The 24537-nt window shown below is 66.2% G+C and carries 19 protein-coding genes; 15 read left to right on the top strand and 4 right to left on the bottom strand.

Features of this window, described 5'->3' with window-relative positions:
* Positions 1-3 precede the first annotated feature (3 nt).
* Complete coding sequence (locus tag JMY28_RS19865; RefSeq protein WP_201697620.1) at positions 4-711, bottom strand: GntR family transcriptional regulator; 708 nt, start codon at positions 709-711, stop codon at positions 4-6.
* 609 nt (positions 712-1320) lie between these two features.
* Between JMY28_RS19865 and JMY28_RS19860 the strand changes: the two genes are divergently transcribed.
* The gene (locus JMY28_RS19860) at positions 1321-2100 is read left to right on the top strand and encodes a hypothetical protein (protein WP_201697619.1); all 780 of its coding nucleotides are present in this window, start codon (positions 1321-1323) and stop codon (positions 2098-2100) included.
* Positions 2101-2124: 24 nt separating this feature from the next.
* Here JMY28_RS19860 and JMY28_RS19855 read toward each other — a convergent pair whose 3' ends face one another.
* Genes JMY28_RS19855 through JMY28_RS19845 form a run of 3 tightly spaced genes read right to left on the bottom strand, consistent with a single transcriptional unit; the run spans position 2125 to position 9540 of the window.
* Entirely contained in the window at positions 2125-5358 is a 3234-nt protein-coding gene (locus JMY28_RS19855) for a CHAT domain-containing protein (protein WP_201697618.1), read from the bottom strand.
* Entirely contained in the window at positions 5355-8738 is a 3384-nt protein-coding gene (locus tag JMY28_RS19850) for a CHAT domain-containing protein (protein ID WP_201697617.1), read from the bottom strand. Before JMY28_RS19850 ends, JMY28_RS19855 begins: the two co-directional genes overlap by 4 nt.
* 46 nt (positions 8739-8784) lie before the next feature.
* Complete coding sequence (locus JMY28_RS19845) at positions 8785-9540, bottom strand: lysozyme family protein (RefSeq protein WP_201697616.1); 756 nt, start codon at positions 9538-9540, stop codon at positions 8785-8787.
* 626 nt (positions 9541-10166) lie between these two features.
* Here JMY28_RS19845 and JMY28_RS19840 point away from each other — a divergent pair.
* Genes JMY28_RS19840 through JMY28_RS19775 form a run of 14 tightly spaced genes read left to right on the top strand, consistent with a single transcriptional unit; the run spans position 10167 to position 24533 of the window.
* Positions 10167-10424 (top strand): hypothetical protein, encoded by a 258-nt coding sequence (locus JMY28_RS19840; RefSeq protein WP_201697615.1) that lies wholly within the window; start codon positions 10167-10169, stop codon positions 10422-10424.
* A gap of 41 nt (positions 10425-10465) precedes the next feature.
* Positions 10466-10843: a hypothetical protein gene (locus JMY28_RS19835; RefSeq protein WP_201697614.1), complete on the top strand. Its 378-nt coding sequence runs from the start codon at positions 10466-10468 to the stop codon at positions 10841-10843.
* Between the two features lie 41 nt (positions 10844-10884).
* Entirely contained in the window at positions 10885-12471 is a 1587-nt protein-coding gene (locus JMY28_RS19830; protein WP_201697613.1) for a phage tail sheath family protein, read from the top strand.
* 10 nt (positions 12472-12481) lie between these two features.
* Positions 12482-13009, top strand: a complete 528-nt coding sequence (locus tag JMY28_RS19825; RefSeq protein WP_201697612.1) for a phage tail protein — start codon at positions 12482-12484, stop codon at positions 13007-13009.
* Between the two features lie 19 nt (positions 13010-13028).
* Positions 13029-13739 (top strand): hypothetical protein, encoded by a 711-nt coding sequence (locus JMY28_RS19820; protein ID WP_201697611.1) that lies wholly within the window; start codon positions 13029-13031, stop codon positions 13737-13739.
* Entirely contained in the window at positions 13736-14377 is a 642-nt protein-coding gene (locus tag JMY28_RS19815; RefSeq protein ID WP_201697610.1) for a hypothetical protein, read from the top strand. Before JMY28_RS19820 ends, JMY28_RS19815 begins: the two co-directional genes overlap by 4 nt.
* Positions 14374-15618: a DUF4255 domain-containing protein gene (locus JMY28_RS19810; RefSeq protein WP_201697609.1), complete on the top strand. Its 1245-nt coding sequence runs from the start codon at positions 14374-14376 to the stop codon at positions 15616-15618. Before JMY28_RS19815 ends, JMY28_RS19810 begins: the two co-directional genes overlap by 4 nt.
* Positions 15618-17516 carry an ATP-binding protein gene (locus tag JMY28_RS19805; RefSeq protein WP_201697608.1) on the top strand — a complete coding sequence of 633 codons (1899 nt, stop codon included), beginning with the start codon at positions 15618-15620 and terminating at the stop codon, positions 17514-17516. The genes JMY28_RS19810 and JMY28_RS19805 overlap by 1 nt, the downstream gene beginning before the upstream one ends.
* Positions 17513-17734, top strand: coding sequence for a hypothetical protein (locus JMY28_RS19800; protein ID WP_201697607.1), 222 nt, complete (start codon positions 17513-17515; stop codon positions 17732-17734). Before JMY28_RS19805 ends, JMY28_RS19800 begins: the two co-directional genes overlap by 4 nt.
* The gene (locus JMY28_RS19795; protein WP_201697606.1) at positions 17731-21810 is read left to right on the top strand and encodes an eCIS core domain-containing protein; all 4080 of its coding nucleotides are present in this window, start codon (positions 17731-17733) and stop codon (positions 21808-21810) included. The genes JMY28_RS19800 and JMY28_RS19795 overlap by 4 nt, the downstream gene beginning before the upstream one ends.
* Positions 21807-22457 (top strand): hypothetical protein, encoded by a 651-nt coding sequence (locus JMY28_RS19790; RefSeq protein ID WP_201697605.1) that lies wholly within the window; start codon positions 21807-21809, stop codon positions 22455-22457. The genes JMY28_RS19795 and JMY28_RS19790 overlap by 4 nt, the downstream gene beginning before the upstream one ends.
* On the top strand, positions 22454-22858 hold the full coding sequence (locus JMY28_RS19785) for a LysM domain-containing protein (RefSeq protein ID WP_236596942.1): 405 nt from the start codon (positions 22454-22456) through the stop codon (positions 22856-22858). The genes JMY28_RS19790 and JMY28_RS19785 overlap by 4 nt, the downstream gene beginning before the upstream one ends.
* Positions 22858-23988, top strand: a complete 1131-nt coding sequence (locus JMY28_RS19780; protein ID WP_201697604.1) for a hypothetical protein — start codon at positions 22858-22860, stop codon at positions 23986-23988. The genes JMY28_RS19785 and JMY28_RS19780 overlap by 1 nt, the downstream gene beginning before the upstream one ends.
* A complete protein-coding gene (locus tag JMY28_RS19775; protein ID WP_201697603.1) occupies positions 23985-24533 on the top strand; it encodes a phage baseplate assembly protein V in 549 nt (182 codons plus the stop codon). Before JMY28_RS19780 ends, JMY28_RS19775 begins: the two co-directional genes overlap by 4 nt.
* Positions 24534-24537: the final 4 nt, after the last annotated feature.

The following is a 24537-nucleotide window of genomic DNA, read 5'->3' as shown; positions in this document are numbered from 1 at the left end:
AGCTTAACTGCCGGACTGGCCGCTTTCCGGGCCGAAGAGCATCTGCAGGCGCAGTTCCGTCGCGGCTGCGACGTGCGCCTGCGCGGCCTTCTCCGCGCCGTCCGCGTCGTGCCGCGCGATGCAGGCGACAATCTGCTTGTTCTCGGCGAGTCCACTCTTAATGCGGCCAGGCTGCGAATACGTGGTCGTGCCGAGCAGCGCGAGCGCGTCGCCGAGGACGCTTGCGGCCTTCGAGAGATACTCGTTGTGCGCGGCGGCGACGATGATTTCATGAAGGCGACGATTGAGCGCCGCGACTTCCTCTGGCACCTTCGTGCGTTCCAGTTGCGCGACGACCTGATTCATCGAGAGCACTTCGATCGGCGAAGCCTGTTCGGCCGCGAAACGCGCCGCCGCGCCCACCAGTACCTTGCGCATCGCGTAGAGTTCCATGACCTGCCGCTCCGAAAGCTGCTCGACGACAAAGCCGCGCGGCGGCGCGAAGCGCACCATGCCTTCCGATTCGAGCCGTTTGAGCGCCTCGCGCACCGGGGTACGACTAACGGCTAGCCGTTCGGCAATATCGGTCTCTCGCAATCGGGTTCCCGAAACGAGTTCTCGGTTGCGAATCTCCTGGCGAAGTCGGGTGTAGACATATTGTGCAAGCGAGCCTTGCCCAGCATCCGCTGGCGGCTCGATCTCACGTAACGATGTATTGGATTTTTCGCTCAAGGACTCACCTTCGGCCTATCGATTGCGGAGCTGACAAGGACACGCATCAACTGCGCGCATTGCGTGCGGCTCGGGACGCGGTGGCCACGCGGGCACCCCCATAATGCGTACTATTGTATACGCAAGTACCCAACGATGGGTATCGACGCAAAGATGAGCGATTCAATGGTGAGTATTGTTCGGCATACTTTAAACAGATTGCACCGCTAGTACCGTCCTGATTGTCCCATGACTGGCTCCCGAGAGCGCTCGTCGCCGTCGGGAAGAGGCGCCGCCGCCGAAGCATGTAGCAACACCAAGTTTTCCGCGAAAACAAGACATGCGACAATGCTATAACGATAAGTATTCTTATCATAATGAACGTATTTGTCACTAAAACATAACGCCGCGAGAACGCGTCACCCTCGCTGCTGGCCTTGCTCCCACCACACCGCCCGGCTTTCCCGATGTCGACGAGGTCGCTGTGCTGGGCGCGTGGCACGTGCAACAACGAGCCAAACGAAGGACCATTCTCGCGTCGCGCTTCTCTCCACAAGGAATCCGCAGCACGCCCGCTGCGCATGAACTACGATGTATTGCGAAGCAGGCGTATTCCCCAAGGAGCCGCTCATGACCAACGTAACGATCGATTCCGCGCGCACGTATCTGCTCGGCGTCACGCTGCCGCCCGTCGACAAGTCGCACGCATCGCTATTGCTCGACGACACCACGCCCAGCTTCGACGCGAGCAAGGACCAGGCCGTCGTCGTGGGTTCGGGCGTCGTGACGTTCGCGCAAGGCGTGCCGCCCGAGCGCCGACTCGCCGTCACGAACTCACTGTTGCTCGCGCAACTCGTCGCGCGCCGCGCGGTGCCCGACGGCGGCGACATCGACGACTGGTACAAGCAATACACGTCCGTGCTCGCGAACATCGGCTGGCTCGTGCAGACAACGACAACGACTCACACCGCCGACACGGCGAACGAATTCGAAACGCACGAAGCGATCCTTGCCGTCGCCACACTCCTCCTCGGTCCCGGTGCGGTGAGCGCCCTCTCGCTGATCAGCACGACGCTCAACGCGCTCGCGACCATGGATACGAGCAAGCCCTGGATCACGATCTTCGACCGCGAGACGCAGGCTGTGAATGCGTCGAGTTTTCAGGTCGCGTTGGCCGAAACCGCGCCCGATGGCAGCTTCGTCGTCTCGCTGATGGCCTTCGTGATCAAGGCCAACGCCGTCGTCACGCAGGTGCTCTTTTTCAAGGCGAAGCATGAGGACGTCCAGTTCTCCCACTACGCTTCGCAGGCGCAGATCGACACCGCGATTCTCGACTCGCTGGAACCCGATCTCAGCAATCGCGTCGCGCAACACAGCAAGAGCTATATCAGCCAGTTACCGGACCTTTGACTGCGCAGGCCGGAAACGCGGCCGCTACGGTCCCTGTGCCGTATCGGTCGCGGTCCAGTCGAGCAACTGCGCCAATAGCGAGTGGGCCGCATCGCGTTCGAGGCTTGCCGACGCTTGTGCGTATTCGGCAAGCACGAAATCGCACTGATCGTAGAGCGCGCTCCAGTTGTTGCGGGCGGGCAGGCACCGGTGCAGATCCGCAAGATCACTCATCACCGGCTGCATGTTTTGCGCAAGCGCTCTGCGCGCGACACTCTGATAAATCCAGACCGTACTGCGCGCCGAGCGGCTCCAGAAGTCGGGTTCGGTCTCATCTTCCTCGGGCGAATCTGCGCCGATTACGGTCCAGTCGGGCTCGCGGTACTGTTCGAGTTGCCCGGCGAGATGCGCGACGAGTTCTATCGCACAGCGCTGGATACGTACGTAGTACACCCTGGCATCGCCTGTGTCGCTGCCCGTCGTTTCGGCTCTGATGTAGTGGGTCATGGCCTGGGTGATCGCAGCGAGCTGCGCTTCGCGGCAGCCTGCGAAGCGCTCGACCATCGCCAGCCGCATACTTGCCGATCCGCATAGCGCAAGCCGCTCCATCGACGGATACAGGGTGACGAGATGACCCAGGCTGGAGGTCGTCGCGCCGTATATGCTGCGCGCCGCCTCGACGGCCGTTTGCAGCCGTGCTGGATCGCCGCCCACCGCCGCTTCTCGCACGCGGTGCAGCGCAAGCCGGACCTGTGTAAAGGCGAGCTGATCGGTCGCATGCAGCGTCGCACTTCCGTCGTTGGCCTGAACCGCCATCTGATACCACTTCGCGGCCTGCTCCAGATCGCCGGTTTCCTTCCAGGCGTCGGCGAACGCTTCGGCCACTTCGCCGATGCGCTCCCAGTGCGGCGCCGGTTGCGCATACTGCGCATGCAGGAAGTCGAGCCGGGCTCTGGCCGCTGCGATGTCGGCGTTGTTGACGCGCAGTTCGGTCTGGATCTGCCGCAAGGCGATCATCAGGCCATGCGAGGAGGCGATGCACGCGTAGCGGTCGGCCAACGCCTTTTCCCCGAAGTCGCGCCGCCGCACGCCGTCGGCCGTCGGCCTTTCCTGGTCCAGCAGCGGCGCACGCAGATACCAGTCCGGGTCGCCATAGCATTGGTACGCGGCCCAGGTGTTGTTGTCCGGCGAATAGGCCGCTTCGCGCGCGATCGCCACTGCGTCGAGAAAGCGGCGGCGATCGAGCAGCGCTTCGTAAAAGCTCTTGGCGAAATTCTCGGCGGCGACGTCATCGACGGCCCAACCCGCCGCCACCACGCAGCGTACGCCGATGCGGATCAACGCTTCGGCCACGCTCGCGGCAAAGTACGGCCGGTTCAGTGGCGGCACGACGACTTCCAGCAGACTGCCCGGATCGCTGCGCGCCAGATAGCAGCAGTTGATGAACACCAACTCCGGTACCCGCTGCATCTTCGCGAATTCTTCCGCGCCGAGAAAGACGCCGTTCGAGAGCACCACGCCGCCCGCGCGCGCGGCGGCGCTCTTCGAGACGGCGCCCCCTTCGGTGGCGCGTGGGTCGGACGGCCCCGCGCCGTTGCCGTTTGCAGCCGCGCCGGCCGGCGCCGCGCCTGGGCCTCCCATAGCCGTGGCGGCCGGTGCAATAAAAATCCCTCCCCGGGGCGCAAGGGCATCGGTGGTCGCGAGGTGGTCGGTGACCGGCTGGCCATGACCCGCGATATGAACGACGCCCCAGTCGCTATCGAGCAAATTGACCACCACTTCGCGAGCGTCGGGGCCGCGTGCCGTGTCCGAGTCCGCGACGAGCGTCGTCACGCGCCGCGCCCCGGCAAGCCCGTTCGTCAAAAGATCGCGCACCGTGCGCACTTCGCGCCGCGCGCCCGGCAGGAGTGGGTAGCGGCGGTCGTCGGCGCATGGATCCCCTATCAGCAGGATCGGCGCTTCGCGCCCCGTATCCTCCACCTCGCGGCGAAACTCCTGCGTACGCAGCTTGCGCAGCAACTTGGTGCGTATCGCCCAGGGCTTGTGGCCGCCACTCCCGGTGGTCTCCGCGCTCTCCAGATCGCGCGTCGTATCCAGCAGCTCCCACGGGATGGCCGCCGTTCCGGAATCGAGCTCGATCTGCATTTCGCTCGACCCGTCGAGCAGTGGCCGCATCTCCACGGGCACGAGCAGTTTGAACAACGTGCGGCCGACGCTCGCGTCGTTACACGTGCTCGACGACGCAACGCTGACGAGTTCCTGAAGCAGTCGCCCTTGCGCCGCGACCGCGCGCACTTCGGTGCGGGCGCGGCGTGTGTCGAGCGTGTACACGATGGAGGACGCGCCGTCCTGATCGATCTGCGTGGCCGCGGAAATCAGATCGAAGTCCGCGCCGCGATAGCTCGATTCCAGCGGACGGAGCAGCGCGCCGGTCCCGATCCGCACGTAGTGCTGCACGTCATAACAGCCGCGTGCCGATTCGCTCAGCAGTTGCACGGCGCGCCAACCTTCGACAGCGCGGTCGAGATACAACTCGACCAGCGTCAGCGTGCCGACTTTCGGCCAGGTCACCGCGGCGAGCATGCGGCTCGCTTCCAGCACGCCCTCCGCTACCGAGCGCGCAGCCAGTCCCGGCGACATGCCGGTGCCGCCGCTGCCCACCAGGGTGGCCGCGAGATTGAACCACGCGGGCACGCACGGCACGCCGGCCGCGCCCTGACGCGTGCGCGCATCTTCGGCCACATGTTGCGCCCAGGCGATAACGCCTAGCCGCACCGCGTTCACGAGACCGCTCGCGCGCAAATGACCCTCATCGCCCAGCCCGACGACGATCACCCCCGCCGGACGCGGCATGCTGCGCAGCGGATTGACGCGATCGACCGACGCGTTGACGAAAACCTGCTGTGCCTTGAGTGCCTGGGGATAGCGCCCGAGCCGGATCGACGTGCTCATCGCGCGCCCCACCAGCCAGTCGAGCACGCACTCCGCGCCTGCCAGGACGCTTCCGCGATAGTGGCCGCACATCACGGGTTCGTCGACGAACTTCAGGTCGGCGTTGACGACCTCGATTCGCAGCGGTGCGTTGGGCGCTGTGGACGCGTTCGACGCATCGGCTTGCGCTGAATCGCGCGACGCCGGGTTCGTCAATACCGGACGATGCTGGCCGAGCGACACGCCGCGCAGCGTCACGACCTCCGGGGAGTCGTGCGGTGCCGCGGGCGACGCGGAGGCGGTGGCGGCTGGGTCCGGTGCGTCGCCCACGCTATGGACGACGCTCATCCCGCCGCTCCGGCCGCAGGCGCGGGCACGTCACCGGGGCGCTTCACTGCGCCTTCGGCAACCGCGACGGGCGAAGTCTTCGACGCTTGCAACGCAGGATCGATCCGCGTATCGGCGTCGCAATGTACCGCGTAAAGCAGGCCAAGCGGGTTGCCATGCTCCTTCAGAAACTCGTCGCGCAGGCCGAGCATGACGTCGCCTAACGCAACGCCTGCCAGGAATTCCTCGAAGAAGCGGTCGGCCCAGGCTTTAGCGAAGAGGGCCGGCGTCTTGCACTCGGTGCCGATCACGCCACGCGCGCCCTTGTCCATGAAGTACGGTGCGAACCCGTCATAGAACGTCGACGACATTTCCGCCGACTCGCACGCGTTGATGAACACGAGCGGCTTGCCGGCCAGTCGCGTGTCGGTCGGCGCGCGCAGCTTCAGGTCGTTCAGGCTGACCAGCCGGTCAGTGAGCTCGATGCAGGATGCGCCTGGACCGCCGGGATCCGTCAAACCCTTCGAGACGGCGTGGCAATAGAGATAAAGGATCTGATCGGGCGTCTGTGCCTGACGCAGCGCCTTGATGAAATCGTCGCCGCTCTCGCGGTCTTCGATGGTCGTGCCCGCGCGTGCCTGCCAGAATGCACGCTGCGAGGCGACCACGTCGACGCCCATTGCCGCGTCGATGCCCGCGTGAAAATTCAGGCTCACGTTCAGGCTCGGCGTGCTCGTGATCTCCGGCTCGGTCACGGCCATCGGATTCTGCAACGGGATCTGCTCGATGATGTGCCGCATGCCGAGAAAATTGTCCCAGCTGTACGGTACGTCCCCGCTCACGTCGCCGAGGTAAAGCAGCGGCCACGGCACCGGCAGCGTCTGCGCCACGATCTGGATCTTCAACCGCAGATCGGGACGCGTGCCGAGCTGCCGTAGCGCATTGCCGACGGCGCGCACGTCGTCGCCGGCGCCCGGGCCATAAAAGAGCGTGTTCAGGAGGAGCGCGCCGGCGTCCGCCATGATCGGCAACGCCTTGTCGAGCGCGTCCTGCGGCACGTCGATGCCGCTCTGGAACACATAGTTGCCGCCCGCGTCCCGATACATGACGACTTTCATGAGGCTGTCGCGGGCGGAGCGGATGTACGCGTCGATCAACGCGGCATTGACCGGCAAGCGCACGTGCGTCGCGACAGCGCCGCACAGCACACACTCGTAATCACCCGCTGCGCCCGGATAAATTTGCAGACTCAGGTCGCGCGGCTGCAGCACGGCCAGGCCGTCGATTCCGCGGCCGCGCGTGGCAACCTGCACGGCCGGGCTCGTCGCCGATCCCACGTCGAAGATCAGGTCGATCTGCTGGATGAACTGACCGTCCTTCAGGATCGTCGCCTTCAGCGCGCACGGGCCGTCCTTGCGCGCCGCGATGTCGAAACGCGCCTTCGAGTAGCCCTTGCCCGTGGGCGGTACGCGCATCAAGCCCGTCTTCCCCGAAAGGTCGAAGTCGTCGGTGTCGATCTGCACCGTGAGCACGACGGTGGCGTCGCCGGGGCCAAAGACGCCACGCTCCGTGAACGGCACGCTGACCGGCTCATCTTGATGTGCGGTCACGTCCACGCCGAAGGCCAGCGTATGCCACTGGCCTTTGACGAGCGGATCGGCGGGGTCTTTGTCCTCGAATCCGGCGTTGATCCAGCGTGCGGCTGCGGGAAGCGGGGGCGCGCTGCCGGGCGCGGCTGCCGCGGGCTCCGTCGGCGGTGACGAAGCGGCCGGCGCGCTGCCGCCTGGCGACGAGGCGTCATCCGATGCCATATCGGCTTGCGGTGCATCCGCAATATCGAGCAGGCCGCCGCGCTGCACGTTCGCCGCGCCAGTGGGAGGCTCCAACGTTTCCTCGATGTCGAGCAGGCCTCGTCGCGACGGCAGCGTGGCCGCAGGCGGACGCACTGCCGGCAGCGCGGCGGCCTCGGCGGCAGCCGCGCCGCGGTGCGCGGTGCCGGCCGCAGTCGCCGATGCTCCCGCGAGTGCAGCCGACCAGAACGCATGCGCGACCTCTGGATGCGCAATGTCACTATGCGCACCGGCCGGCCCGTTGCCGTTGCGGATCACGCCGCTCGCATCGAAGTTGAATACGTGCGCGTCGCTGAAGTCGTATCGCGTGTCGAGCGCACCGAGCGTCAACGCCACCGTTTCGGGCGCGCCCTGAATGCCGAAAGCGCCGACGCCGCCATACTTCGGAAACGAATCGGCGCCCAGCAGAAACTGTCCCTTTGCCGCCGCGCCGAGTGGATAGAACTTGCCGACTGCGGTGTCCCAGGTCGACTGCGTCGTGAGCAGCGGTCCGCAAACCAGCGCGCCATCGAGGATCCGCGAGAAGTACCCTGAAGTGCCCGGCGCAAACGGCACATCGGCCGCAAAGGACCACAACGACAGTGCGCCCTGCACGAGGAAAAGCGAATCGACGGGCCGGCGCAGCGCGGGAATCGCGCTCGCGGCGTTCTCGCCGGCGATCATGCCCGACACGACGATGCAGCCGAAGCTATGGCCCATCAGATGAAAGCGCGCGGTTGCGCTGGCGCTCTGCATCGCGCCGAGCAACGCGTGCGCGCCGCCCTCGCCGAAAGTGCGAGCGCGGTCTTTCATCTTCCAGAACGAGAGCTGCCGCAGCGGCGCGACCACTGCATCCTTGATCGCGCTAACGATACCTAGCACATGCGGCGCCGCCGCGCCCGCGGCCGGCGCCGCCGCCGTGCCGGCTGGCGGGGCGAGCGCGTCGACGATCGCCTGCGGGTCGAAGCCGTCCTGATCGGCGCCCGGCCGGCCGGCGGAACTGCCCGTGCGCAGTTTCGAAGAGACGAACAGCGTTTCAAAGTCCGCCAGCACGTGGCCCGGCAGGTTTGTGTCGCTTGCCTTGTCCGCAAAAGCGAAGATGCGTTGCAGCGCGTCTCGCGCGGCAACGTCGCCGCCCAGTTGCCCGGCCAACGTGTCGATCGCGTCATTGCTGGAGGCGTCATCGGTGGGTGCCAGCACACCGGAAGCCGACGTGATACTGGCGGCGGTCGCGGGTACGGTCTCCATGCCCCACGGCAGGCTCGGCCAATGCACGCCGATCACCATCGGATTGAAGGCCGGATTGCGCGCCTCCATGGCGGCGAGGTCGGCCTGGCACTGCGCCATCGCGCCAATCCAGCGATCGTACTGATCGATCGCCGCCGGCACATCGCCTTGCCAGCCGTGGCTGCAGACGAAGACGTCGGTGATCGGATCGTCGGCCGCCGCGAGACGCGCGTTTACCGCCGCACTCAGCATCGTGCCGTCGGCTTCGGCACGCTCGCGGCCGTTCTCGTCAAACAGGATCAGGTAGTACTCAATATCGCCACCGGGAATGTTGCGGATCGGCATCGTGGTCTCCTTCGCGTGCTGCCTGCGCGGGGGCCTCGCACCGCACTCACGCGGCAAGCCCCTCTTCGAACAGCACGGCCTCCAGCTCACGTCGCTGTACGAGGCCGGCCATATTCGGATCTCCGGCCCATAAACGCTTCATCGAGCGGATCTGGGCGGGAATATCCGCTAACTTCTGATTCTGGATGTCGTTGCCGATCGCGCGCATTTCGGTGTAGCGATCGCCGACGGCGTTGAACGACGCGCCACGGTTGTACACGAGCGAAACCAGAGCGCCGAGGCAGTCGGGATTCAGGTTGGCCGCGGCTGCCGGTAGTGCCCCAAGCGTGCGCGACGTGTAGCGCGGTACGTCGGTCTGGCGAAAAACTGCGTCCGCCGCCGGGAACGGGACAATCACGGATTTTGTTTGCGGCAGAATCTGGCTTGCCGCCGGCCCCGTTTTGCCGCATGCCGGCGTGAGCGTCGTCAACGCCGCCGCGCCCAGCGACGCCGTCCAGTCTTTCGCAAGCTGCGCGGCGCTCGTATATCCGATGTCGTATCCAATGCCGATCGTCACGCCCGAGTTGCCCTTTGGCCAGGTCGGGTGCTGATAGAGCCGGTTATACGCTGCTTCGCTCGTGACCTCGAATGCGATGATCATGTTGATCGCGCGATCGGAAATCGGCGCGATATCGAGCACCAGCAAAGGCGGTTCTGGATGTTCGCTCTCGAACTGCTTGCGCTCCTCGTCGAGCGTCGCATCGGGAGACAACAATCCCGGCGTCTGAATGGTCTGCAGGAGCAGCTGGTCGAAGGAAGACATCGCGTTCACCTTCTGGCACGCGCGGCTCGTCCAGACACACCGCGTCCTGTTGAGATAAAAAGGACTGCAAACAAAATGATCGATATGCCAGATAGACCACTGGCCGACGGCTGGAAAGCCGGTAGAGCGTGCGCGCGTGGCCGGCGATCGGCGCGAACACGCGTAACCCCACTGAAAGAATAGTCGATAATTTTCGCCGGGCAATGCCGTTTTTGTGTTTGATTCGCGTGCCGCAGTTGCTCCCTTTCCTCCGGATGTGCCTGCGATCCGACGGTTTGCTAACGCGAGACACGTACATCGCGTTGCAGACCGTACGGAGGGGCGCTACTTCGGCAAGCAAGCGAAAAGCACATTCGCCACGACGGTCCCACGTGTGGTTCTTCTCAATCCCGCCGATCGAATGGCGGCCCCGATTTCGCCTCAAGGGTGAGGCACGAAAGCCTCATCCCGTGTGCCGCGCTTCGCCCCGCTCGCGCGTGTTCACCGGGGGTTTCCCATATGGCGGATTCGCCATGCCTGCGCTTTCGCGTATCGCCGCGCCGTTCTTCTTTCCCGTTGCCGTTCTGTGTCGCCGCGCCACTGGTATGGCGCTTGCGTGATGCGCGCCATCACGCAGGCGGGCAGCGATGAATAGTGCGGACCCCACGTTCGAATCCATCAAGTCGCGCATCGTTGACTATCTGCAGCAGCACCCCGCTGCCGCGGACAGCGCACGCGGCATCCAGCGCTGGTGGCTTCCCGAGCGCGAGGTGGCGCTTGCGCTCGTAGAAGCCGCGCTGGAGCAATTGGCGAGCGAAGGCCGGATCACGAGAACGCTCTTGCCCGATGGCAATACGGTCTGGTCGGCCGGATCGCTGCCGAGGCCGCCGCACAAGCATCCGTAGCGCCGAATGTCGACTACTGCGCCCATATGGCTGGAGGCACCATGTCAGAGAAGCTCAACTGGAATCTTTCCGCGAGCGCGACGGGCGGACCCCAACTGTCCCACGCTGGCACCTCCGCCGTCGACGGCTACGACAAGCTTCAGGTCACCGTGACGAAGGCCCAGGGCGCCACGTTGAGCGTCGGCCCCGGCAACTGGTCCGGCGTGTCGCTGCTCATGATCAAGCCTTCGATCCACGATCCAAAACTCACCTACAAGACGGGCGCGATCACCGCCGCGCTCGACGGCACCCTGCTGCTCGTCGGCTCGGGTGCGGTGTCGCTGCTCGGCGACGGTAGCGCCCAACTCGCCTTCAGCTACGGCGGCGACACCGAGGGCGACATCGTGATTCATGTGCTCGTCGGCCGCAACGCAAGCTGAAGCGGGCGCTTCCTCCATCAACCGTCAACGAGGGAACTACGATGCCCGTCGCTTTGACTTCTCCCGGCGTCTACGTCGAAGAACTGCCCAGCGGGCAGCACATCATCACCGGCGTCGCCACGTCGATCACCGCGTTCGTGGGCCGCACGCTGCGCGGCCCGAGCGACCAGCCACTGCTCGTGCAGAGCTATGGCGACTTCACGCGCTACTACGGCGGACTGTCGGTCGACAGCACCGTGAGCTATGCGGTGCAGCACTTCTTCCAGAACGGCGGCACCCAGGCGCTGATTTGCCGCGTCGTCAACACCGCGAGCGCGACCCAGTTCGTGCTCTCCGCCACCTTCACGCTCACGGCGGCCAACGAAGGTTCGTGGGGCGACCAACTGTGCTTCCACATCGATTATCAGACCGGTACGCCGCCGACCAACCCCAATCTCTTCAATCTGTTCGTGAAGGATGCGGGTACGGGCGTCATCGAAATGTGGCGCAACCTGTCGATCGTGTCGACCGATGCGCGCTATGTGGTGACCGTCCTCCAGCAACAGTCGATGCTGGTTCGCGCAATCGTCACCGGCGCCAACGTGCCTCCCAAGAACGACGACCTCAACCCCGGCGACGATCCGTTCGCGGCGGCCAATTGCACGACCTCGGCCAACGCGGCCGCCGGCGTCTTCAAAAGCGGCTCGGACGGGGTTGCCATCAGCGATGAGCAGGTGGTCGGCGCAAGCGCGCTCGGCGCGGGAACGGGACTCTATTTGCTCGACAAGGCGCAGATCTTCAATCTGCTATGCATCCCGCCTTTCACACGCGATATCGGAAACGATCTGCTAAAGACTACATGGGACGCGGCCGTCACGTATTGCGCGCCCCGGCGCGCCGTCGTGATCGTCGATGGGCCTTCGAGCTGGACCTCGAGTTCGCAAGCGGCAAACGATCTCACGAGCGCCGCCAAAATCACCCCGGCCGACAACGCCGCGATCTATTTCCCGCGCCTCCTGATCGCCGACCCGAACTATCAGAACCAGTTGCAATCGTTCGCGCCCTGCGGCGTAGTCGCCGGCATCTACGCGCGCACCGACGCGCAGCGCGGCGTGTGGAAGGCGCCCGCGGGCATCGATGCGTCGCTCTCCGGTGTCTCCGCGCTCACCTACGACGGCATCAATCCCGCGCTCATCACCGACGCGGACAACGGGATCGTCAATCCGCTCGGGGGCAACTGTCTGCGCAACTTTCCGGTGACGGGTCTCGTCGTGTGGGGTGCGCGCACGCTGCGAGGCGCCGACATGTTCGCGGACCAGTGGAAGTACCTGCCGGTGCGCCGCCTCGCGTTCTATATCGAATCGAGCCTGTATCAAGGCACGCAATGGGTCGTGTTCGAACCGAACGATCCGGCGCTGTGGGCGCAGATTCGCATGAATATCGGCGACTTCATGCAGACCCTCTTTCGTCAGGGTGCGTTCCAGGGCACGAGCCAGGCGGATGCGTACTTCGTCAAATGCGACAGCGAGACCACCACGCCCACCGATATTGGCAATGGCATCGTCAACATCCTCGTCGGCTTCGCGCCGCTCGATCCGGCCGAGTTCGTCGTGATCCAGATCCAGCAGATGATCGCGCAGGCGTCCTAGGAGAGTCCGCATGGCCCAGTTCACCGTCAACCCGACACGCTTCGATCCGTACAAGAACTTCAAGTTCAGGCTCAAGTGGGATGGCCGTTACGTGGCCGGCGTGTCGAAGTGCAGCGCGCTCAAGCGCACGACCGAGGTGATCGAGCACCGCGAAGGCGGCGATCCTTCGACGCCGCGCAAATCGCCGGGCCGCACCAAGCACGAGCCGCTCACCCTCGAGCGCGGCGTCACGCACGACATCGCGTTCGAGCAGTGGGCGAACAAAGTGTGGGATCTCGGCGCCGGGCTCGGCGCGGAAGTGTCGCTCAAGGACTTCCGCAAGAACCTGATCCTCGAGGTCTACAACGAAGCAGGACAGCTCGCGATTGCGTACAAGGTCTATCGCGCATGGGTGTCCGAGTATCAGGCGCTGCCCGATCTCGACGCCAACGCCAATGCAGTCGCGATCCAGCACATCAAGCTTGAAAACGAAGGCTGGGAACGCGATACGTCGGTCATCGAACCGACCGAACCGAGCTTCACGCTGCCGCCAAACTGAGCGCGCAAGCGCACGGATCATGGACCTCGATACGCTGATGAGCACCTGGGAGGCAGCACTCGCGCAGCCGGCGGCGACGCGCACAGCCACACTCGTCGCCGTGCTGCGCGAAGGGGCAGACGATCCGCTTGCGCTCGACGTCGGCACGCGCGAACACGACGCACTGCGCCTTGCAGCGCGCGTCGCGGGCGCTGCATTGGACGCGGAGACCATCTGCGCGCAATGTGGCGAGCGCATGGAAATCTGCGTGCCGCTCGCCGCGTTGCAGTTTGTCCCGACGGGTATCGCCGAGGTGCGCGACGGCGCGTGGCAAATCGGCCTGCGCGTGCCCGATACGCGCGACGTGCTCGCTGCACTCGACTTCCCGGCGGGGGAAGCCAGCGAAGCGGCATTGTTTAGCCGCTGCGTGACGAGCGCGCGCTACAACGGCGAAGCACGCGCCGCAACCGATCTGCCCGCAGCCTTGCGTGCGCAATGCGAGGCCAGGCTCGATGCGCTTGCGCCGCTCGCCAATCTCACGCTCGATCTCGTCTGCCCCGCGTGTGGCGCTGCCGATGCCGTGCCGCTCGACGCCGGCGCCTTCGTGTTCGAGCGCATGCGGCATTGGGTCGAAGACCAGCTCGACGACATCGCGCGACTGTGCCGCGCCTACGGCTGGCGCGAGGCCGACGTGCTCGCGATGAGCGCATGGCGGCGGAGCTTCTATCTCGCGCGCGCGGAGGGCACATGAACTTCATTCGCGGCGTGCTGGCGCGTGCGCGCGGCGAGCTTGCGCGCATCCGGCCGCACAGAGACTTTGCCGGCGCCGATCTCGATCCCGCCATCGACAACGACACAACGCCTGCGACGCCACCCCACAAGCGTCAACAAGAGGACGTCGCATTCGTCGAACCGTCGCGCGACGTCCAGCCACGCGGCGACGTTGACATGGACCAGAGCGACCTCGTCGCGCCCCATCGCGCGGCGTCTGAAATGGCGCGAGCACCGCTCGCGCTTCGGCAAAACGAAGGTGATCGCGCACCACGCGACCCGCGCGTCGCGACACCGCCCGCGCAGATTGCGAACGAGCGCACCGCCAATCCACCGGCAGCGCGTGCGCGGAACATCGAGCGTTTGAGCGTATCGGTGCCGCGCAGGCGCACGGACCCGGAAGTCCCCCGCGCGGACCCGCGGCACGCCGAAAGCGCACGCCCACCGCCCGCACCCGCTACACCGGTTGCCCCATTGCAGATCGACATCCACATTGGCCGCGTCGAAGTCGCGCCGCCGCCCGCGCCACGCGTGACGAGCGGCACGTCGCGCACGGCCGCGAGCACGCCGCGTCTCACGCTCGCGGACTACCTCGCCCAAAGGAGCGCAAAGCGATGAGCACGGCACTCGCTGTCGCAGCAGTCACGCAGGCGCTCAAGAACCTGCTCACCGATGGCGTGCTCGACGACGAAGTCGCGGCCCAGGTCGGCGACGTCTCCGTGACGGCGCTCCCGCCCGATCGCGTGCCCGTCGACGGCGCCGACGCGCGCAGCCAGCTCAACCTGTTTCTCTACCAGGTGATCGAGAACGCCGCGTGGCGCAACATGGGCTACCCGGCATTCAGCAGCGACGGCAACCGCATTTCCAATCCGCCGCTCGCGCTCGATCTCCACTATCTGCTGATGGCCTATGGCGCACAGGAGCTGCACTCCGAGATCTTGCTCGGCTATGGCATGCAGGTGCTCCACGACACGCCGCAGCTATCGCGCGACGGGCTGCGCGCAGCGCTCACGGGCGTCACGCCACCCGATCCCAATGCCTTGCCGCCGCAGTTGCGAGCGATTGCGACGTCGGGTCTCGCCGATCAGTTCGAACTCGTGAAGCTCACGCCCGAGGTGCTCTCGACCGAAGAGATCTCGCGGCTATGGACCGCGTTCGGCGCGAAGTACCGCACGAGTGCCGCGTATGTGGCGTCGTGCGTGCTGATCCAGCAGACCAGCCAGGTTGCGGCGGCCAAGCCGGTGGCGCAGGCCAATCTCAAGGTGCAGACGTTCCTGAACCCGAGCATCGACGATATCGAGCCGCAAGTGGCAGCGGCGGGCGACACGCTCACGCTCACCGGCTCGCAACTGTGGCAACCCGGCGTGACCACCGTGCAGATCGGCGCGGTCAACGCCAACGCGCTCGCTGGCGCGACCGGCACGCAGGTGCAGGTGAGCGTGCCCGACACCGTGCCTGCGGGCGTGCAGCCCGTCTACCTGATTCAGTCCGTCGATTTCGGCGCGCAAGGTGGCGGAACGCACTCGGGCTTCGAATCGAATTCGGTCGCGTTCATGCTGATTCCGCGCTTCGATCCGTTGCCGCTGACGATCGGGCGCGGCAACCCACTCACGCTCACTGTCACGCCGCCCGTCGGTTTCGATCAGGACGTGAGCGTGTTGTTCGGCGAAGTCGCCGCTGCGGTGGCGCCGCGTACCAAGCCCGCCGTACCGCCGTACACGACGGCCACGATCAGCGTAGCCGTGCCGACCGACCTCACGCCCGGCGCGACGCTCGTGCGGCTGAGCGTCGACGGCGCGCAGTCCGCGGTCGACCTCTCGGGCGGCGCCCCCGGCCAACCATCGATCGAGGTGACGTGATGAGCACGCTCGAACAAGTCGTCGACGCCGGCACTTCGCGCGAGAACGCGGCAAGCGGACTCGCTCGCCAGCTTGACTGGTTGAAGACGCAACTCAGCGGCGACGTGGCGGGAGCCTGGCCCGCCGCGCCGGACTCCGCGCTCGACGCGCTGGCCGAGCGCTTCGGGCTGTCGGCGTTCGCTCGCGCCCTGCTGCTGTTCGCCGCGGCGCCCGACCTCGACGGCGAAGCGCTCGCGCTCATCACGGCGCGCGACGTGCGCCATCCGTGGCCCACACTCGCGCTTGCGTGGCGTCTGTTCGGCGCGTCCGATCCCGCCGCGCTCGCGCCCGACGCACCGTTGCGCGCGTTCGACCTCGTGCGCTTCGGCGGCGACGGTGCGCTCGCCACACGCGCGTTGTACGCCGACGAGCGCGTGGTGTTCGCGCTGTGCGAAGTCATGACGATCGACGCCTGGCTTGCGCCGTGGCTGAGCGCTTTACCGGGCCGGGCGGTCACGCCGCCGCGCGATCCGGCGCTCGCCGACGCCCTCGCCCGCGCGCTCGCCGACGATGACGATCCGCTTGTCGTGCTATGCGGCGGCACGGCCGCGGAACGCCGCGCGCACATCCTCGATGCGGCGCGCCTCATCGACGCGAATGCGTGGCTGCTCACGCTGCCCGATGCGCAACAACCCGATCCCGATCCGCTCGAATTCGTGCGCCGCTGGCGGCGTGAAGCAGCGCTCGCAGCGAACGTGTTGGTCGTCGATGCGAGCGGCTGGCCCGCGCGCTGGCTGCATGCGCTCGAACGGCTCACCACCTGCGTGGTCGCCGCCGATACCCCGCCCGCGCTGGACGGCCTGCGTGCGCAAAAGCTGCTGCGCATCGGCGGCAGCGGCATCGTCGCGCATGCCGCGCGCTGGCGTGCGACGCATCCCGCGCTCGACCGCGATGGCGCGCTGCGACTCGCGGCCGAGTTCCGCCACGCGCCCGAGCAGATCGCAATCGACACGCCTTCGACGTCAGCCACGAACGACGACGACGCCCGCGCTGCCCGCGCGGAGCGCGCCGCGCAAAGCGCCTGCCGCGCGCTCACGGCAGCAGGCATGAGCGGGCTCGCGGATCGCATCGATTCACCCGTGAACTGGGACGACCTCGTGCTGCCCGCCGAGCAGGCGGGCCAGTTGCGCGACCTCGCGCAACACGCGGCGGCGCGCGCCGTGGTCGGCGACGCCTGGGGCTTCACGCGTCGCGGCGGACGCGGCCACGGCATCGCCGCGCTTTTCAGCGGGCCGCCCGGCACGGGCAAGACGCTCGCGGCGCGCATCGTCGCGCGCGAACTCGGACACGATCTCTATCGCGTCGATCTTTCGCGCGTCGTGAGCAAGTACGTCGGCGAGACCGAGAAGAACCTCGCGCGCGTATTCGACGCCGCGGACGCGGGCGGCGCCGTGCTGCTGTTCGACGAAGCCGACGCCCTGTTCGGCAAGCGCTCGGAAGTGAAGGACAGCCACGACCGCTACGCGAACCTCGAAATTGCGTACCTGCTGCAACGGATCGAAGCCTTCAACGGACTCGCGATCCTCACGAGCAACCTCGACCGCGCGCTCGACGCCGCGTTCCTGCGCCGTCTCGCGTTCGTCGTGCGCTTTCCATTCCCGGGTGAGGCGGCGCGTCACGACATCTGGACCCGCGCGTTCCCCGCCGACGCACCGTGCGCCGCGCTGCCCTTCGTGCGGCTTGCGCGCCTGCCGATCGCGGGCGGCCATATCGCGGCCATCGCGTGGTCAGCCGCATGCCGCGCCGCGCAAACGAGCGGCACGATCGAACTCGAACACGTGATCGCGGCCGCGCGCGCCGAATGCGCGAAGCTCGACAAACCGTGGCAGGAAAGCTGGTTGCGGGAGGACGCGCGATGAACGTGCGCATCGAGATCGCGCATCTGCGCCTCGCAGGCCTCGACGAGTGGACCGCGCGGCGTGTGCTCGCCCATCTGCGCACCGAACTCGCCGCGCGCGCGGGCGGCGCGACGTGGCGCACGACGCGAGTGACCGTGCTGCGCGCATCGATCCGCGACGACGATCCACGCCACATTGCACGCGCGCTCGCCGAGGCGCTCGTCCGGAGCGTGACATGAGCGCGCGCGGCTTCGTTCCGTTGCGTCGCGCGCCGCCGCAACTCGCACGCAAGGCGAAAGATGCGCACAAGGACGGCTGTCCGTACTGCCAGGAGAAGTCGCGCGTCTCGCAGGCTGGCGACGCGCTCGAACACGAAGCGGACCACGCCGCCGATGCCGTGATGCGCCATGCGCCGCCCGCCGGGCTGAGTGCGTCGACAGGGACGTTGCAGCGCGATCCGCAGGACAAGAGTCAGCCGCCGCCCGCGAGCAGCGCCGGCGATGCGGCGGCCAAGGTGGCCGAAGCGCTCGCGCAGACGCCGCCGGGCAAACAGATCATCGGCGCCGCGAGCGACGAAGGCCAGCGCATCGTCAATGACCCCGCTGGCGCGGCAGCGGCCGGTGTGATGGCGGGCAGCGCGATCGCGGGACTCGCGGCGGGGAAATCGCCGCTGCCGTTCCAGCCGCCGCCCGTGAAGCTGGGTCACAGCGGGCTCGATCTCGGCCTGCGCTACGAAGGCCCGATACAACGGCCGAGCTACGTCGGCGCGACGCTTGGCGGTCGGCTTCCTGGCGAGCCCGAGCCGAAAAAGCCGTCGGCCGCTGACGAGCGCACGAAATATCGCGCCGACACCGAACGCATGCGCGCCGACCTGGACCGCTTCAGGCAGTCGATGAAGACGAAGCCCGCGCCGCTCGCGACGCCGGCCCAAGGCGCGGACGCCGCGCGTTCCGCCAAGCCGCCTGCTGCCACCGCGCCTGCCGCGGCGCCCCTCGCCGCCCCGGCACCGCCGAGCGCGACCGACGTGCACGCGAGCGCGCCTCCACCTGCGCCGCCGCGCAAGCTCGAAACCGCGCCGCCCGTGCAGCGCAAGGCGCGCGGACCGGCGAGCCATGAGACCTCGACGACGCTTGCCGACGTGCTCGACGAGCGCGGCGCCTCGCTCGACACCGCTGCCCGCGCGTTCATGGAGCAACGCTTCGGCCGCGATTTCTCGGCGGTGCGCATCCACGTAGGGCCGCGCGGCGCGCGCGCCGCCGACGCGCTCAACGCGCGCGCGTTCACGTACGGCGAGCACATCGTGTTCGCAAGCGGTGAGTATCGGCCCGGCACCGAGTCGGGTGCACGCCTTCTCGCGCACGAACTCGCGCACGTCGCGCAGCAAGGCGCGGCGCCGCCGCACGGGGCCGCGCGCGACACGCCCGCACGCGCACGCGACGACATGGCGGCCTACGCGAACCGGCCCGCGTCACTCCCGATGTCCCCGGCGCACGTGAACGCGCCGCCAATGCGCCGCCCGTCCGCAACGGCGGGCCCGCCGCGCATCACGCATAGCGCGCCGACAGTGGCGCGCGCGAAGAAGCCCGAATCGAAGACGCCGAAGGATGTGAAGGTCAAAGTGGACAACGCGGGCGAACTCGGAGCGCTCACCTTCACCGTGACGAAAAAAGACCCGACTGATGGTTCGGTCAAAGGACTGCGCTCCTTCGCCATCGACCGGTTCGTGGTGCCCAAGACCAAGGGCCCCAATGCGGGCGCCCTCTACAACGATTTCGCGAGGCAAGGTGCGCTCAGCGCGACGATCCAGCTCGGCGACGACCCGCAGGCCGCGCTCTGGCAAAAGCGCGCGGGCACGAAACAGCTGCAAAAGCGCTGGCTCAATCGCCACGGCTGGTCATCGCAGAACGCCGACGACAACTGGCAGGACGCGGGCGGCGACAAGCCGTTCCCGCAGCTCAACGGCCAGACCTGCGAGATGGATCACATCGTCGAGCTGCAACTCGGCGGCAACAACACGAACGAGAATATCCAGGCGCTCGATCCCGACGACAACCAGTCCTCGGGCGGCACGATCTGGGCCGAGCTGTCGGGCCTCGCCAAGTCGATCAAGAAATCGGACGACTTCGACACGGATCAGGTCGAGCAAGTCCGCTTCGTCTTCGCGCAAGCCACGCCGAAAACCACGAAGCCGCAACCTCCGGCCGCGTGCAAGAAGAAGGCCAACAAGAAGCAGCCCTCGTGCCTCGCCGTCGAGCGATGCGCGGAGATCGGAAAAGTCGGCGCCAAAGCCGCGGACAGCGACGATACCCAACCCTACGTGCTCGCCACGGCAGCCCATCACGAGACGGAAATGACCGTGCCGGGCGAGTTCGCATCGGCGCGCACGTCGAAGCGCATCGTCAAGTTCACCGAGCTCGGCAACAACGCCGCCGCCACGCTGGTTCCGGGCCTGCTCTTCAGGACACTGCAGCACAGCAACGAACAGCACGACGTCATCGCAGCGACCATCGATACACGCGAGGAAACCCGCCTGCCGCTCGATTTCGGCGCAGGCGAAACCGGCAAGGGCAAGAACGTCACGCTCACGGTCGCGCGGCAAACGCACATCGTCAAACTCGCCAACGCGAAGGACACGCGCCTCAAGTTCTATTACAAATACCTCTCGCCCGGCGAGATCACGTCGCTCACCGAGACCGAAACCGGCGTCGATTTCAGCGGCCATATCGATTCCACCGTGCCGATGCTGGGACGCCTCCCTGTCGCCTACAAGTCGCAGGATGGCAGCTTCGGTCTAGCGAAGAAGATCGACCCGAACACGATCAAGCCGCCCTTGCCTAACACGAAGGTAACGGAGGCGTCGATCGAGCTCGGCCTCGCGCCGACGCTCTCGGCCAAGGGTGTGCTCGCCTTCAACTACGCGCCGGGCGGCAAGAGCCTGCTCGATGCGAAGCTCACGGCCAGCGCCGACGAAAACGGCCCGCGTTTCAAGGGTGATCTCAATGCGCATTTGCCCGGCGTCGAGGCGACCGGCGTCGTCGAATACTCGAAGACCGACGGCTGGAAAGGTGGTGTCACGGCCCATGCCGCCGACCTGCAAAAGAAGTTCAAGTGGGTGAAGAGCGGCGACGTGAGCATCGGCTTCAAGAACGCGGGCGAAGAACTCGCCATCGACGCGCAAGGCACCGTCACGCTCGACCTGCCACGCGTGACGAATGCGTCACTCACGCTGCGCAACGCCGAAGGCCGCTGGATGTTCAGGGGCAAAGGCACCTTCGACGTGCCGCGCATGCACCCCATCGATCTCTACATCGAATACGACGGTGAGCATCTCGAAGCCGAGCTCGACAACGTCGGCTTCAAATACAAGGGGTTCGATGCGAAGCTGAAAGTCCACTATCTCGACGGCCGCTTCTCGGGCAAAGGCTCGCTCGAATTCTCGAAGGGCCGCGCGCGCGGCAAGCTCAACATCGAACTGCTGCCCACCGAAAAATTCACGGGCGACGGCTCCGTCACGATCATCGTGCGCGAAGGCGTCGAGGCGACGGGCTCCGTCGCCCTCGACAAGGACGAGAAACTGCACGTTGGCGGCAAGCTTGCGTTCGTCAAGCCGATCCATCTGTTCGACGGCTTCGGCGGCCAGGCGACACTGCTCAAAGCCGGCATCAGCATTCCGATTCCCGGCGCGAGTATCGGGCCAGTCGGATTGAAGGCGCGCATCGAAGGCGAACTGTCGGCGGGCTACCAGATCGGTCCTGGAGAAATACGCAACGCCTCGGCCGAGGCCAATTTCGATCCGCTCGAAGACGACACCAACCTGTCCTTCAAGATCGGCGGACAGTTATGGATCGGCGCATCGGCGCACATCACCGGTGCGATTACGGGATCGATTGTGTTCGACGTCGTCGTTGCCGAGGTGTCCGGCAATCTGACGGTCAGCGCCACGGCGAGCCTGAATGGCGAAGTGCTGTCGAACGTGTTGCTCACCTACGAGAAGTCGACCTACACGATGAGCGCCGATTTCGCCGCGACCCTCGCACTTGCGATCCGGCTCGCGCTCGAAGCATCGGTTCGCGCATCGGCGGGCATTGGCCCGTTCAAGGTGGAGACCGAGAAGAAGTGGACGCTCGCGGAACGCACGTTCGACACAGGTCTGCAGCTCGGCATCAAGGTAAAGAAGCCGCTTACCTATCGCTCCGACAAAGGCCTCGACGTGCCAGGTCCTTCGGATATCGAAGTGACCAAACCCGATCTCGATCCGCAGACGCTGCTCAAAAACGTCTTTGGCTCCGCAAGCGCCGATGAGAGGAAGGGATGAGCCAGCTCTTTCCGCGCCTTGTGAAAGCGGGCATCGTGCTGCTCGATCCGTCGACGGGCAAGGTCCTGCGCGTGATCAGCTTGCAGTACAACCCCGATTCCGTCACGCGCACGCTGCAGATCCAGGGCATCAGCGAAGGTGGCGACCGCTCCGAGGCGCTGCGTCTGAAGGGCCCCGCCATCGAAACCTTCAAGCTCGAAGCCGAACTCGACGCCGCCGATCAGCTCGAATTCCCCGATCAGAATCCCAATACCGTGCAATACGGACTGCAGCCGCAGATCGCCGCGCTTGAAGCCTTGCTCAATCCCACTTCGGTCGAGCTCATCAACCAGAACACGCTCGCGCAGGCGGGCACGCTGGAAATCGCGCCGAGCGAATCGCCGCTCACGCTGTTCGTATGGAGCGCGCAACGCGTGGTGCCGGTGCGCGTGACCGACTTCAGCGTCACCGAGGACGCGTTCGATCCGTCGCTCAACCCGATCCGCGCCAAGCTCAGTCTCGGCCTGCGCACGCTCACCGTTGACGACCTGCCGTTCACGCATCGCGGCACGTCGATCTTTCTCAACTATCTGCAGGCGAAGGAGCGTCTTGCGGGCCTCGCGCCCTCGCCCGCGCTTTCGACGCTCGGCATTGGAGGCATTCCATGAGCGCAGCCAGCAACGCATTGAACACGCTCGAATCGATCCTGCAAGGTTCAGCCGCGGCGAGCCAGGCGTTCGCGCCCAACAGCCGCTATTACGGCGTGCCAACCTGCACGATGACGCTGCCCGACGGCCGCACCGTGAGCTACCTCATGCGCCGCGTCGTGCCGCCGCCTGAGCGCTTCGTGCCGTTGCAACGCCACACAATCGTGCAGGGCGACCGGCTCGATACGCTCGCGTACACGTACTTCAACGACCCCCTGCTTTTCTGGCGACTGTGCGACGCAAACCGCGCGCTGCGCCCATCGGAGCTCACCGACACGCTCGGGCGCGTGCTGCGCATCACGTTGCCCGAGAACGTGCCATCCGGCACCGGCAATACCGGCAGCACAAATGGAGGCGCGTGATGCTCAACGGCGGCATCCATCTGTCGATCCTGATCGGCCCGGTCGTTCCGCAACCGGCGCCGCAGGAGATGATCGACGCCTTGCAGACCGCGCAAGTCACGACCTCGGCGCAACTGACCGGCTTTCAGCTCACGTTCACGGTCGGCAAGGGCTCGTCGCTGCTCACGTCGATGCTGCCCTCGGGCGCCTTCGATCCGATCGTCACGCGCATCATCCTGATCGTGACCGTGAACGGCCAGCCGAACGTGATCGCCGATGGCGTGGTCACGCGTCACGAGCTCACGCCGAGCAACGACGTCGGCAAATCGACGCTCACCCTCACGGGCGAAGACCTGAGCCGCATGATGGACCTCGTCGAGATGCCGTTCATGCGCTATCCGGCGATGCCGGTGATCGCGCGCGTCTACCTGATTCTCGCGAAATACGCGGTGCTCGGCATCGCGCCGATCGCCGTGCCGCCGATCCTGCCCGACGTGTCGAATCCGACCGAAGAAGTGCCGACGCACATCGGCACCGACCTCGCCTATCTGAAGCAACTGGCCGAGCAAAGCGGCTACGTGTTCTACATCGAGCCCGGACCCGTGGCCGGCGCGAACATCGCGTATTTCGGACCCGACATTCGCATTCCCGATCCGCAGCCCGCGCTCACGGTGAATTCGGACGCGGCGACCAACGTGGAGACGCTGAGTTTCAGCCTCGACGGCACGCAAAAGAAGATCACCGTCGTCACCGTCCTCGATCCGTTCACGCACAAGATTCCGATCCCGATTCCGGTGCCCGACATCAGCGTGCTGCGTCCGCCAATGGGCCAGCGCATCACGCCGCCCTCGAAAGTCGAGTTCTACGAAGGCGGCGCGACGCTCTCTCTCGCCGCGGCAGCCAACCAGGCACTCGGTGTCGTGTGGAAAGCCAACGACTCGATCACGGCGCAAGGCACGCTCGACGTGCTGCGCTACGGTCAGGTGCTGCGCGCACGGATGATGGTCGGTGTGCGCGGCGCGGGCATCGCCTACGACGGCCTCTACTACGTGAACACCGTCACCCATTCGCTCAAACGCGGCGAATACAAGCAGAACTTCAGCCTGTCGCGCGACGGGCTTGTCGCCAACGTCTCAGGAGTCACGCCATGACAGCCTCGACCACCCAAGCGCAGGCGCGCACGTTCTATGGCAAGTTTCGCGGCACCGTGCTCGACAATCTGGACCCGTTGATGCGCGGCCGCCTGCTGTTGCAGGTGCCCGATGTCAGCGACCTCACGCCGACTAGCTGGGCCGAACCGTGCGTGCCGCTCGCGGGGCCGACCGGCCTGCCCATGGGCGTCTATATGGTGCCGCCGATCGGCGCCGGCGTCTGGGTCGAGTTCGAGCAAGGCGATCCGTCAAAACCGGTGTGGGTCGGCTGCCGCTGGGGCGCGCCATCGGACATTCCGCCGCTCGCGCTCGCGGGCATCCCCGGCTCGCCCAACATCTGTCTGCAAACGCTCGGCCAGCAGATGCTGATGCTGAGCGACGCGCCGCCCACGCCCGCCACTGGCGGCGTCGTGCTGAAGAGCCTGAGCGGCGCGATGCTTGTCGTCAACGATGCGGGCATCTTCATCCAGAACGGCCAGGGCGCCTCGATCACGTTGACCGCCAACGTAGTCGACATCAACCTCGGCGCGCTGACCGTCATCTAGGGCA

Source organism: Paraburkholderia hiiakae, assembly GCF_904848665.1.
GTDB lineage: Bacteria > Pseudomonadota > Gammaproteobacteria > Burkholderiales > Burkholderiaceae > Paraburkholderia > Paraburkholderia hiiakae.
The sequence above is the reverse complement of the archived record's forward strand: the minus strand, read 5'-3'. Positions and strand labels throughout refer to the sequence as shown.

Coding starts and splice junctions, on each gene's coding strand:
- JMY28_RS19860 (WP_201697619.1), top strand. CDS start 1,321: ATGACCAACGTAACGATCGATTCCGCGCGCACGTATCTGCTCGGCGTC.
- JMY28_RS19855 (WP_201697618.1), bottom strand. CDS start 5,358: ATGAGCGTCGTCCATAGCGTGGGCGACGCACCGGACCCAGCCGCCACC.
- JMY28_RS19850 (WP_201697617.1), bottom strand. CDS start 8,738: ATGCCGATCCGCAACATTCCCGGTGGCGATATTGAGTACTACCTGATC.
- JMY28_RS19845 (WP_201697616.1), bottom strand. CDS start 9,540: ATGTCTTCCTTCGACCAGCTGCTCCTGCAGACCATTCAGACGCCGGGA.
- JMY28_RS19840 (WP_201697615.1), top strand. CDS start 10,167: ATGAATAGTGCGGACCCCACGTTCGAATCCATCAAGTCGCGCATCGTT.
- JMY28_RS19835 (WP_201697614.1), top strand. CDS start 10,466: ATGTCAGAGAAGCTCAACTGGAATCTTTCCGCGAGCGCGACGGGCGGA.
- JMY28_RS19830 (WP_201697613.1), top strand. CDS start 10,885: ATGCCCGTCGCTTTGACTTCTCCCGGCGTCTACGTCGAAGAACTGCCC.
- JMY28_RS19825 (WP_201697612.1), top strand. CDS start 12,482: ATGGCCCAGTTCACCGTCAACCCGACACGCTTCGATCCGTACAAGAAC.
- JMY28_RS19820 (WP_201697611.1), top strand. CDS start 13,029: ATGGACCTCGATACGCTGATGAGCACCTGGGAGGCAGCACTCGCGCAG.
- JMY28_RS19815 (WP_201697610.1), top strand. CDS start 13,736: ATGAACTTCATTCGCGGCGTGCTGGCGCGTGCGCGCGGCGAGCTTGCG.
- JMY28_RS19810 (WP_201697609.1), top strand. CDS start 14,374: ATGAGCACGGCACTCGCTGTCGCAGCAGTCACGCAGGCGCTCAAGAAC.
- JMY28_RS19805 (WP_201697608.1), top strand. CDS start 15,618: ATGAGCACGCTCGAACAAGTCGTCGACGCCGGCACTTCGCGCGAGAAC.
- JMY28_RS19800 (WP_201697607.1), top strand. CDS start 17,513: ATGAACGTGCGCATCGAGATCGCGCATCTGCGCCTCGCAGGCCTCGAC.
- JMY28_RS19795 (WP_201697606.1), top strand. CDS start 17,731: ATGAGCGCGCGCGGCTTCGTTCCGTTGCGTCGCGCGCCGCCGCAACTC.
- JMY28_RS19790 (WP_201697605.1), top strand. CDS start 21,807: ATGAGCCAGCTCTTTCCGCGCCTTGTGAAAGCGGGCATCGTGCTGCTC.
- JMY28_RS19785 (WP_236596942.1), top strand. CDS start 22,454: ATGAGCGCAGCCAGCAACGCATTGAACACGCTCGAATCGATCCTGCAA.
- JMY28_RS19780 (WP_201697604.1), top strand. CDS start 22,858: ATGCTCAACGGCGGCATCCATCTGTCGATCCTGATCGGCCCGGTCGTT.
- JMY28_RS19775 (WP_201697603.1), top strand. CDS start 23,985: ATGACAGCCTCGACCACCCAAGCGCAGGCGCGCACGTTCTATGGCAAG.